Source organism: Vibrio sp. (assembly GCF_038138445.1).
Taxonomy (GTDB): Bacteria; Pseudomonadota; Gammaproteobacteria; order Enterobacterales; family Vibrionaceae; genus Vibrio.
Genome location: NZ_JAYQDQ010000106.1, coordinates 1 through 11,475, shown reverse-complemented (window position 1 = coordinate 11,475; position 11,475 = coordinate 1). Strand labels below are relative to the sequence as shown.

Genomic DNA, 11,475 nt, shown 5'->3' with positions numbered 1-11,475 from the left:
GACAATACCGAATTTAAAAGGAAATGATTAGATGGGGTTTACCGCCAGCTTACTGATTAACCAATAATCGTCTATTAAATAAAGTTCAAATTATTTGAACAACAAAGCCAACTGATTCTGCTTTTGAATCGGTTGGCTTTTTTTATACTCAATGTAGTTAATATAAAAACGGATATTGAATTATGGGCAGTTAGTAGATGGAAAATGGCAAGACGTGTGGTACGAAACGACCAAAAGTGGTGGCCGTTTTGTTCGTGAAGATGCTGGATTTAGGGACTGGGTCAAAAACGACTCAGGGGCAAAATTTCAAGCGGAATCAGGGCGCTATCACCTATATGTATCACTTGCTTGCCCATGGGCGCATAGAACGTTGATTTTTAGAAAACTGAAAAATTTAGAAAGTAACATTGATGTCACTGTAGTGAGTCCCGATATGATGAGCGAAGGTTGGGCTTTTGCAACTCCTGAACCCTTGTATGGATATACTCGGCTACACCAAATTTATACCCATGCTAACAGTACCTACACTGGGCGTGTAACTGTACCTGTGTTATGGGATAAGCAGCATCAGACCATTGTAAGTAATGAGTCTGCAGACATTATTCGTATGTTTAACAGCGAGTTTAACGACATTACGGGAAACCACCAAGACTACTACCCAAAAGAGAAAGAACTGGCCATTGATGAATGGAACGCCGATATCTATTTTAATGTCAACAATGGCGTTTATCGATGTGGTTTTGCCACTACTCAAGAAGCTTATGAAGAGGCCTTTGAACAGCTGTTTAATGCTTTAGATCGCATAGACAAGCACCTAGCAACCCATAGGTATCTTGTTGGCCAAGCTTTGACAGAGGCAGATTGGCGACTTTTCACAACGTTAATTCGCTTTGATCCTGTTTACGTTGGGCACTTTAAATGCAACAAACAACGAATTGCCGATTATGTTAATATTTATGGCTACATGAAAGAACTTTATCAAATGAGTGGTGTGGCCGAAACCGTGGATTTTTACCATATAAAACGTCACTACTACTTTAGCCATACTGGTATCAATCCGACTCAAGTTGTTCCTAAAGGCCCAGAACTAAACCTAGAAACTCCTCATGGTCGGGCGGCTGTTTGACTGAGTTTAAGTAGTGACGATTTGGTTACGTCCTTGGTCTTTGGCTTGATATAGGGCAACGTCTGTCTTTTTCATCGTGTCATCGATAGAAATTTTATTATCGATGACAATCAATTTGCTTAGGCCACCACTTAGTGTGACATACAATTCATTTTCTTCAATTGGAATGGCCGTCTTACTTAGTGCTCTTCTTATCTCTTCCGCTACACCAAATGCACTTTGCATGTTGTCAGAATTAAAAATAATGCAAAACTCCTCACCACCAACTCGGTACAGGGATTCATCGCCTACCGAGTGGCTAACTGTTTCAGTTACTGCTTTAAGTACCGCATCACCTGCTGCATGTCCATGGGTATCATTGACTCGTTTGAAATGATCGAGATCGAAATGGACTAGATAGTGATTGTGAGCCAACAATGGGTTGGCAGCAACGTCTGTTTCTAATGCTAGTCGATTTTTCGCTCCGGTTAACGGGTCCCTGTGGGCAGCATGACTGAGTTTATCCCTTATCTTTGTTTGTGCATCCTCATGTACGAAAGAGATAGCCCATATCAGAAAATATGGAATGGTAAAATTAAAAAGCGTATAGGCGGTTGAGCTTACTAGCGGAGGGTAAGATGCGAGAATCGAGATAGTGATGAGATAAAAGCCGAATGTCGCCATTGAGGCGGCAAAACGATTGAAGAATATATGGTAAAGGGCAGGGAAGCAAAAAGACCAGAACACTAGAACGGAGTATCCTTCTGCGACCGCTAAACTGTATATCAAAACAGCACTGAGGCCAGCTACCAGAATAACCGAGTACCACTTGCTATGTCTTCCATAGTGAATACTAATGAAGATGTAAATACAAACGAGAGTGTAAATTGAGTCTACTATGCCAAATTTGGGTAAGTCCCAAAAAAAGAAGTTAACTATCGTGAAGCCTGTCCCTATGGCCGCTAAAAAGAAGCTGGCGATCTTGAGGACATTTTGCTCGAGATAAACTTTTGAGGCTAGTAGGTTGGATAGCATGATAAAGCCCAAATAGACGTCTTGGGTAAAGTGTAGCAATAAAAAAAAAGCAGTTGCTTTAGCAACTGCTTTTTCATAGACCTAACCAGATTAATTGTGCTCTTGATCTGCTTGGATTGCAGTCAGTGCAATCGTATAGACAATATCATCAACCAATGCACCACGTGAAAGGTCATTGACTGGTTTACGCATACCTTGCAGCATTGGGCCGATAGAAACTAGATCGGCACTACGCTGTACTGCTTTGTAGGTCGTATTACCTGTGTTGAGGTCTGGGAAGACAAACACAGTGGCTTTACCTGCAACTGGAGAATTAGGTGCTTTAGAAGCCGCTACGTTTTCCATAATTGCCGCGTCGTACTGAAGAGGACCATCGATGACTAAGTCAGGACGTTTCTTCTTAGCCAGTTTGGTTGCTTCGCGAACTTTATCAACATCCGCGCCTTTACCTGATTCACCGGTAGAGTATGAGATCATCGCAACGCGAGGCTCAATTCCAAATGCAGCGGCAGAGTCGGCAGACTGAATAGCGATTTCTGCGAGCTGCTCAGCAGTAGGATCCGGGTTAATCGCACAGTCCCCATAAACCAGTACTTGGTCAGGAAGTAACATGAAGAATACCGACGAGACAATAGAAGCGTTCGGTGCTGTTTTGATGATTTGGAATGGAGGCACTATCGTGTTCGCGGTGGTGTGCACTGCACCAGATACAAGCCCATCAACTTCATCATTCTCGAGCATCATTGTGCCTAAGAATACCGAGTCTTGTAGTTTTTCTCTCGCAACGACTTCAGTCATGCCTTTCTTACCACGTAGTTCGACTAGTCGAGCGACGTAATTTTCTCGAATGGCATCAGCATCAATGATTTGTACGCCAGAGTTAAGCTCGACGCCTTGCTGCTCGGCAACTCGCTTAATTTCTTTTGGATTACCAAGCAGAACACACTCAGCTATGCCTCGTTCTGCACAAATCGCCGCTGCTTTGACTGTTCTTGGCTCATCACCTTCGGGAAGAACGATACGTTTTGCTGCTTTGCGCGCAAATTCCGTCAATTGATAGCGGAAAGCGGGAGGACTTAAACGACGAGACTTATGTGTGCCTTCAGTCAGAGATTCAATCCAGTTACCGTCGATGTGTCCAGCAACATGCTCATTAATGAATTCAATACGCTCTTTATCATCTTCAGGTACTTCCAAACTAAAGCTTTGAAGGTTTAGCGATGTTTGCCAAGTATTACCTTGAGCTTTAAATATCGGTAACCCTGTGTCAAATGCGGGCTTGCAAAGACCAACAATTTCTTCAGGTATATCGTAGCCGCCTGTCAGTAACACGGCGCCAATATCGACACCATTCATGGCTGCTAGTGCTGCCGCTACAATAACATCGGGACGGTCTGCTGAAGTAACAAGGAGAGATCCTGGCTTGAAGTGCTCAATCATATTGGGTAATGAGCGAGCGCAGAAAGTAATGCTCTTTATACGCCTAGTGTAGATATCACCTTGATTGACAATGTCGGCTTTTAGATGCTTGGCCATATCAATGGCACGAGTAGCGATAAGATCGATACTCCAAGGAACACAACCTAGCACGCGAATGGGTGATGTATTAAAAATTTCCATCACCTTCATTTCATTTTGTTGTGCACTGTCTGCATCATCAAATATTTCTGAAAGATCAGGGCGAGTACGTCCTGCTTCATCCACTGGTGCATTCAGCTTGTTAATGACCACACCCGAAATATTTTTGTTTTTAGTGCCACCAAAGTTTGAACAGGCAACTTCAATGCGCTCTTTAAGCTGAGCAGGGTTATCTGTACCGGGTGTCGCAACGAGAACAATTTCAGCGCCAAGTGTTGCCGCAATTTCTGCGTTGACTTGGTTTGCGAATGGATGCTTGCGAGTAGGGACTAATCCTTCGATTAAAGTTACATCAGAGTCTTTGTTAATTTGGTTATAGCGCTCGACCACTGTTTCAAGCAGTTCATCCATATTATCGTTGCCGATTAAATTTTCAGCAACGGACATGGCTAACGATTGGCCTATTTTCATGTCGCTATTGTGTGCGACTATCGTCGATGTCAGGTCAGGCTGGTCGCCACCTGAACGAGGCTGGCAAATAGGCTTGTAGAAGGAAACTTTAACACCTTTACGTTCCATTGCACGCAAGATGCCCATGCTAACACTTGTTAGGCCAACACCAGCGCTGGCAGGGATAAGCATAATAGTACGAGACATTCTTAGAATACCTTTTTCTATTTATATAAGACTCAAGACCGTATTACCTGATTGAAATAGGTGTTAAGTCTAGTAAAAAATCGGCTGACACTTATGCCAGCCGGTTACACTAATTAAAGGCCTGATAGGCGAGCTGTATCTTCAGCGATAATTAACTCTTCATTGGTAGAGATAACCATTGCTGGTATTCTGCTGTCAGCAGTGGTAATAGTACCCTCACCGCCGAAGCGAGCTTTAAGGTTTGCTTCTGAGTCGACTTCAATGCCAAATACACCTAGACGGTTTAATACCATCTCACGAATTGGGCCTGAGTTCTCACCAATGCCACCAGTAAATACAATAGCATCTAATCGGCCATCGAGTGTTGCTGTATAGCCTGCAACATATTTTGCTAGACGGTGACAAAATACGTCCATCGCGCGTGTTGCTTCTTCTTTAGCCCCGTAGTTGTCTTCAACGAAACGACAATCAGAGGTTACTTCCGTCAGACCAGCTAAACCTGACTCTTTAGTCAACATGTTGTTGATCTTGTCGACGGAGTACCCAAGAGCATCATGCAGATGGAAGATAATAGCGGGATCAAGGTCGCCACAACGAGTACCCATTACCAAGCCCTCAAGGGGAGTTAAGCCCATTGAAGTATCAACGGATTTACCGTTTTTAATTGCACACACTGATGCACCATTGCCCAAATGGCAGTTGATGATATTCAGCTTAGATTCTGCTTTACCTAGTCGGTTTGCTGCTTCACGCGCAATGAAAAGGTGAGAAGTACCATGCATACCATAACGACGAATGCCATGTTCTTTATATAGGCTATATGGAAGGGCATATAGGTATGCTTCCTCAGGCATAGACTGATGATAGGCTGTGTCGAATACGGCTGACATTGGTAGGTTAGGGAAGGCCTTTTGAGCCGCTTTAATACCGATAATTGCTGCAGGGTTGTGAAGCGGTGCCAGTGTCGCACAATCTTCGATTCCCTTGAGTACATCATCATTAATCAAGGCTGATTGGGTAAACTTCTCACCGCCATGTACAACCCTATGACCAATGGCTTTGAGCTGCTCAGCGAGCTCTGGTTTGGAAGCAAGGATAGTTTCAACGATGAATGAAAGGGCTTCATCGTGGGCTGCACCTTCTCCTAATTGAGCTTCGTGTTTACCATCAAGCTTCCATTTTATACGTGCTTCTGGAAGGTGAAGGCATTCAGCGAGACCTGTTAAGTGCTCGTTGCCGTTTTCGGCATCGACAACCGCAAACTTAAGGGAAGAACTACCGCAGTTTAAAACTAAAACCAGCTTAGACATGAGTGGCTACCTGTAATAATCAGTTAGGATAAAAATCAATCAAAAGAATAGACGACGCTCGTTTAGCTGCGTACTAATCTTGAGTAAAAAGTCAATTTCCGTATATAAAGACAGCAGTGCAGCCTGTCACTGCTCATGCATCCCTTGCAGTTAGGCCTCAATAGTTGCTTAAATGCTAAATAACGGCAACAATGAGTATGTAGGCCTGCAAAGGATGACGATAATAGTCAATGATAACAAAAAAATTTGAAAGAATATTAATTTTTGTCAACTTATTGCGATAAAATTTTAATCCTTAAAATTTTTTTTGGCTAGTGCAGGTAGGTTAGTGTAGTGAGAGAGCCCTATGAGTAACAAAGTCGGTTTAGTGCATAACCTTCGAGATGGACAAAAGTACATGGATACTTGGCCTATGCGTAAGGAACTTAATTTGCTATTCCCAGAACAGCGAATTATAAAAGCCACCAAATATGGGGTGAAAGCCATGCCTGCCATCGCAGCGATAAGCGTGTTAACGCAGATGGCATTTAGCAATTATCAGTCAATGCCCCAAGCGGTGGTTATCGCTCTATTCGCAATTAGTCTGCCAATTCAAGGAATGTGGTGGCTTGGAAGTAGAGCGAATACCCAGCTTCCGCCAGCCTTAGCGGGATGGTATAGAGAGATCCACGAGAAAATCGCAGAGAGTGGTCTTGCATTAGAACCCCTGAAAAAGCAGCCAAGATACAAAGAGTTGGCCCACATTCTAAATCGCGCATTTCGTCAGCTCGATAAAAGTGCACTTGAAAGATGGTTTTAAGTTAGCTTTTCAGAATGTATTTGATACAAAAAAGCGCTCATATCAATGAGCGCTTTTTCGTTAATGTTCGAGTAGATTAGTTGAACATTGCAATTGCATCGGAAGGAGATACATATTCAAGGTCGAAGCTCTCTGCAACCTCTTTGCAGGTCACTTTACCGTGAATCACATTTAACCCTTCTAGGAAGCCTTTATCTTCTAACAGCGCTTCGCGATAACCTTTGTTCGCCAACTTGACAATATATGGTAGGGTGGCATTGTTTAGAGCGAATGTAGAAGTGCGAGCAACCGCTCCTGGCATATTTGCAACACAATAATGGACAACATCATCCACAATGTAGGTTGGATCCGCATGCGTTGTTGCATGAGAAGTTTCGAAACAGCCACCTTGGTCAATCGCGACATCAACCACAGCAGCGCCAGGTTTCATTTTCGCAATGTGTTCTTTAGTGACGAGTTTTGGAGCAGCTGCACCAGGAATCAATACCGCACCAATAACAAGATCTGCGTCCAATACATGCTTTTCGATAGCATCTTCAGTTGAGTAGACAACCTTAGCGCGACCTTGGAACTCCTCGTCCAAGCGACGAAGGGTATCGACATTACGGTCTAGGATGGTTACGTCTGCACGTAAACCAACAGCCATACGCGCAGCGTTAGCTCCGACCACACCACCACCAACAACAACGACTTTTGCTGGTTCAACACCAGGGACGCCACCAAGAAGTAGACCACGTCCGCCGTGCGATTTTTCTAAAGTTTGTGCGCCAGCTTGGATTGACATCCGGCCCGCTACCTCAGACATAGGTGCAAGTAGTGGCAAGCGACCCATATTATCTGTTACAGTCTCATACGCTATGCAGACAGCTTTGCTCTTGATTAGCTCTTCAGTTTGTGGAAAATCTGGTGCTAGGTGCAAATAGGTGAATAATATTTGCCCTTCACGGAGCATTGCGCGTTCAACAGCTTGAGGCTCTTTAACTTTTACAATCATTTCTGCTTGCGCAAAAACGTCAGCAGCAGTAGGAAGAATGGATGCGCCTACAGCGATGTAATCATCGTCGGAAAAACCGATGCCCGAACCGGCTTTGGTTTCGACAAAAACCTGATGGCCTTGCGATACTAGTTCACGAACGCTCGCTGGGATCATGCCAACACGGTACTCATGGTTTTTGATTTCCTTTGGTACGCCAATGATCATCCTGACTCCTCATTTTATATTGGTTGTTTTAACTATAATGGTTATATTAACTATGTGTAGGGGAATTCTATCGAATTAATATCTAGTATAGATATGATTGAATAAAATTTGATACTGAATATTAAAAAGTTGTAGTATATTTTTTTGCAAGGAAGTAATAAGGTGGAATAAAAAATGGCAGACAACAATAAGAAGCCGTCTAAGGATCTTGACCGTATTGATCGCAACATTCTAAATGAGTTGCAAAAAGATGGTCGTATTTCAAACGTTGAACTGTCTAAACGAGTTGGTCTTTCACCAACACCGTGTTTAGAGCGTGTTCGCCGGTTGGAGCGTCAGGGATACATTACAGGCTATACAGCCTTGCTTAATCCGCAATTTCTTGATGCGTCGCTGTTAGTTTTTGTTGAGATTACATTGAACCGTGGAGCCCCAGATGTGTTCGAACAGTTCAATACTGCAGTACAAAAACTTGATGATATTCAGGAGTGCCACTTGGTTTCAGGTGATTTCGATTACTTACTGAAAACTCGTGTGTCGGATATGAGTGCTTACCGAAAACTTTTGGGTGATACACTTTTACGCCTTCCAGGAGTTAATGACACGAGAACTTATGTCGTTATGGAAGAAGTGAAGCAAACAAATCAGTTAGTGATTAAAACACGCTAAGCTTTAGGTATTGGCATAGGCCTTTCGGTATTCTGACTTAAGGCAATTGGGTTTTAAGTCCTGATATGGTTAAATTAATAGTCCGAGGGGCGTGGCTTCTCGGACTATTTTTTTCTTATAGTGTTAACCAAATAGGTAAGTTTTATTGCTCCTTATACCTAGGTTACTACCAAGTATTTGATAAGTGGGTTATGTTCAAAGACAGCAAAAATAAAGTTGAAACCATCATTAAAACTGGGGACGAGTCACAAGTGTCACGTCTCGATGGCCCCCAGCGCTTAAAAGAGTGCAGCTTCATTGTGACAGTATTGGCTTCAATTTTGTTGTCAGTGGCGCTACTGACATTTAGTCCAGCTGATCCGTCCTGGTCCCAGACCACATGGGGGGAAGGTATCCATAATGCCGGAGGCATTGTCGGTGCATGGATTGCAGATACTCTATTTTTCACCTTTGGTTCATTAGCATACACAATTCCCATTATTGCAGCCGCCACTGCTTGGATAATCTTTAGTAAGCGTGAGGAAAATGAGTCAATTGACTTGCTACTTTGGGGAACGCGACTTTTGGGTCTAACTGTACTCGTTATGACGAGCTGCGGGCTTGCTGATATCAATTTCGATGATATTTGGTACTTTTCTTCGGGTGGCGTGATAGGTGATGTATTAACAAGCTTGTCGCTACCTATACTCAACATTCTCGGGACTACCTTGGTCTTTCTATTCCTATGGGGAGCAGGCTTCACACTGCTTACAGGGATTTCATGGCTGACCATTGTCGATAAACTCGGTGAATGGACGATCCATCTTCTGACAGTATTGGCTAATAAAGTGCGTGGAGAAAAAGATGAGCTTGTACAACCTGAACTGACAGAGCCACAAGAACATAATGCTTTGTCTACAAAAGAGCCTGAACTCAAGATTGATTCTGTTCTGGAAACAGAACAACCACAAGAAAGGCAATTTAATATCCATATTCCTGATCCCGAGCCTGCTCAGTCAAAGGTTATTGAGATAGAAATAGAAGCCGAAGTGTTTGATGACGATATTGAGCCTGTGTTCGAGCGGACTATACAGCTTGATGCGACCATTGAAGAGCTAGACGCCGCAGCGCAACATGAGAACGATTATGCGCCTCAAGAAAGGGAGGATATTAGTAATATTCAATCAGAGCATTATGATGTGGGTACTCAAGAACAATCACAAGTTACGAAAGTAGAAAATGAGCAGCTTTCTGAACCGTTCAAAGGTGACCTGCAAGATTATCCGATCATAGAATCCACAGAATTAGAACAGCTCGATATAGATGACAAATTAGAGGCGATGGAGCCAAAGATCTCTACATTTGATGTTGCTGAAGATGATAACCTTGATTTATTGGAGGCCGAGCAGCCTTCATCTAATCAAGATATCGATGACGATTCTGCGGCTTTTCAAGATATTGTCGCGGAAGCTCAAGCTAAGGTTGCCGCCAAGCAAAATCCTTTCCTTGTTCAGCAAGAGGTGAACCTGCCAAAACCTGCAGAACCAATGCCAACGCTAGAGCTACTTTATCACCCAGAGAAACGTGAAAACTTTATTGATCGTCAAGCTCTTGAAAATATAGCAAGGCTGGTTGAGTCTAAACTTGCAGACTACAAGATAAAAGCTGAGGTTGTCGGCATATTCCCAGGACCAGTGATTACTCGATTCGAGCTAGATCTGGCGCCAGGCGTTAAGGTAAGTCGCATTTCAGGCTTATCGATGGACTTAGCCCGTTCACTGTCTGCTATGGCAGTTCGTGTCGTAGAGGTTATTCCTGGCAAACCATATGTGGGACTAGAGCTGCCGAATATGAGCCGTCAGACGGTTTATTTTTCAGACGTTATTGCCAGTTCTCAGTTTGCTGACGCTAAATCTCCGACAACGGTTGTACTAGGGCAAGATATTGCTGGGGAAGCTGTTGTGGCAGATTTAGCAAAAATGCCGCATGTGCTTGTCGCGGGCACAACTGGCTCAGGTAAATCGGTTGGCGTGAATGTCATGATTCTGAGTATGCTTTATAAAGCGACTCCAGAAGAAGTGCGCTTTATTATGATCGACCCCAAAATGCTCGAACTATCGGTTTATGAAGGAATACCTCACCTATTATCTGAAGTTGTCACCGATATGAAGGATGCTTCAAATGCACTTCGTTGGTGTGTTGGAGAGATGGAGCGTCGTTATAAACTTATGTCGGCACTCGGGGTTAGAAATATAAAAGGCTTCAATGATAAATTGAAGTTAGCAGCAGAAGCCGGTCATCCAATCCACGATCCTCTGTGGCAAGACGGTGATAGTATGGATGAGCTTCCTCCATTGTTGGAGAAACTGCCTTATATTGTTGTTATCGTTGATGAGTTTGCTGACTTGATGATGGTGGTCGGCAAAAAAGTCGAAGAACTTATTGCTAGACTAGCCCAAAAAGCTCGCGCCGCTGGTATTCATTTGATCCTAGCGACGCAGCGCCCATCTGTTGATGTTATTACAGGTTTGATCAAAGCGAATATTCCGACGCGGGTTGCCTTTACTGTTTCTACTAAAACTGATTCAAGAACCATCTTGGATCAAGGTGGTGCTGAGTCACTGCTTGGAATGGGTGACATGCTTTATTTACCTCCAGGTTCTAGTCATACGGTACGAGTACATGGAGCATTTGCATCTGATGATGATGTCCATGCTGTCGTGAGTAATTGGAAAGCCCGTGGTAAGCCAAACTATATTGATGAAATTACCCATGGGGATCAAGGTCCAGAAGCGCTATTGCCTGGTGAAAAACCCGAGGGCGAAGAAGAAATGGACCCGTTATTTGACCAAGTGGTGGAGCACGTTGTTCAATCTCGCAGAGGTTCAGTGTCTGGTGTTCAGCGCCGTTTTAAAATAGGCTACAACCGAGCGGCTCGAATTGTGGAGCAGCTAGAGTCTCACGGAATTGTTAGCGCACCAGGACACAATGGTAATCGTGAAGTTTTGGCTCCTGCGCCGGGGAGAGAGGTCAATTAGCCGATGATGGATTAAGCTATGGTTTGATAGAAAAAAGCAAGAGTTGTGAGACTCTAATGCCGTTCACTTAAGGTGAGCGGCATTGTTTTTTCTGGGGTATCGGC

General features: G+C 43.6%; 8 protein-coding genes. 4 read left to right on the top strand and 4 right to left on the bottom strand.

Features of this window, described 5'->3' with window-relative positions:
* Positions 1-175: 175 nt before the first annotated feature.
* Entirely contained in the window at positions 176-1,126 is a 951-nt protein-coding gene (locus AAFM34_RS18535) for a glutathione S-transferase family protein (protein WP_341665402.1), read from the top strand.
* Between the two features lie 6 nt (positions 1,127-1,132).
* Here the strand turns inward: AAFM34_RS18535 and AAFM34_RS18530 are convergent, their stop codons facing one another.
* The 3 genes from AAFM34_RS18530 to AAFM34_RS18520 form a co-directional block, all read right to left on the bottom strand.
* Positions 1,133-2,140 carry a GGDEF domain-containing protein gene (locus AAFM34_RS18530; protein ID WP_341665400.1) on the bottom strand — a complete coding sequence of 336 codons (1,008 nt, stop codon included), beginning with the start codon at positions 2,138-2,140 and terminating at the stop codon, positions 1,133-1,135.
* A 90-nt stretch (positions 2,141-2,230) separates the two neighbouring features.
* Positions 2,231-4,375 carry a phosphate acetyltransferase gene (gene pta / locus AAFM34_RS18525; protein ID WP_341665398.1) on the bottom strand — a complete coding sequence of 715 codons (2,145 nt, stop codon included), beginning with the start codon at positions 4,373-4,375 and terminating at the stop codon, positions 2,231-2,233.
* A gap of 113 nt (positions 4,376-4,488) precedes the next feature.
* A complete protein-coding gene (locus tag AAFM34_RS18520; RefSeq protein WP_341665396.1) occupies positions 4,489-5,685 on the bottom strand; it encodes an acetate kinase in 1,197 nt (398 codons plus the stop codon).
* A gap of 346 nt (positions 5,686-6,031) precedes the next feature.
* Here AAFM34_RS18520 and yfbV point away from each other — a divergent pair, with 346 nt between their 5' ends.
* Positions 6,032-6,484, top strand: coding sequence for a terminus macrodomain insulation protein YfbV (gene yfbV / locus AAFM34_RS18515; RefSeq protein WP_341665394.1), 453 nt, complete (start codon positions 6,032-6,034; stop codon positions 6,482-6,484).
* A gap of 76 nt (positions 6,485-6,560) precedes the next feature.
* On the opposite strand, the gene ald is transcribed toward yfbV, so the two are convergent.
* Positions 6,561-7,685 carry an alanine dehydrogenase gene (gene ald, locus AAFM34_RS18510; RefSeq protein ID WP_341665392.1) on the bottom strand — a complete coding sequence of 375 codons (1,125 nt, stop codon included), beginning with the start codon at positions 7,683-7,685 and terminating at the stop codon, positions 6,561-6,563.
* A gap of 174 nt (positions 7,686-7,859) precedes the next feature.
* Here ald and lrp point away from each other — a divergent pair, with 174 nt between their 5' ends.
* Entirely contained in the window at positions 7,860-8,354 is a 495-nt protein-coding gene (gene lrp / locus AAFM34_RS18505) for a leucine-responsive transcriptional regulator Lrp (protein WP_114784432.1), read from the top strand.
* Positions 8,355-8,545: 191 nt separating this feature from the next.
* On the top strand, positions 8,546-11,371 hold the full coding sequence (locus AAFM34_RS18500) for a DNA translocase FtsK 4TM domain-containing protein (RefSeq protein WP_341665404.1): 2,826 nt from the start codon (positions 8,546-8,548) through the stop codon (positions 11,369-11,371).
* Positions 11,372-11,475: the final 104 nt, after the last annotated feature.

Coding starts and splice junctions, on each gene's coding strand:
- AAFM34_RS18530 (WP_341665400.1), bottom strand. CDS start 2,140: ATGCTATCCAACCTACTAGCCTCAAAAGTTTATCTCGAGCAAAATGTC.
- pta (WP_341665398.1), bottom strand. CDS start 4,375: ATGTCTCGTACTATTATGCTTATCCCTGCCAGCGCTGGTGTTGGCCTA.
- AAFM34_RS18520 (WP_341665396.1), bottom strand. CDS start 5,685: ATGTCTAAGCTGGTTTTAGTTTTAAACTGCGGTAGTTCTTCCCTTAAG.
- yfbV (WP_341665394.1), top strand. CDS start 6,032: ATGAGTAACAAAGTCGGTTTAGTGCATAACCTTCGAGATGGACAAAAG.
- ald (WP_341665392.1), bottom strand. CDS start 7,685: ATGATCATTGGCGTACCAAAGGAAATCAAAAACCATGAGTACCGTGTT.
- lrp (WP_114784432.1), top strand. CDS start 7,860: ATGGCAGACAACAATAAGAAGCCGTCTAAGGATCTTGACCGTATTGAT.
- AAFM34_RS18500 (WP_341665404.1), top strand. CDS start 8,546: ATGTTCAAAGACAGCAAAAATAAAGTTGAAACCATCATTAAAACTGGG.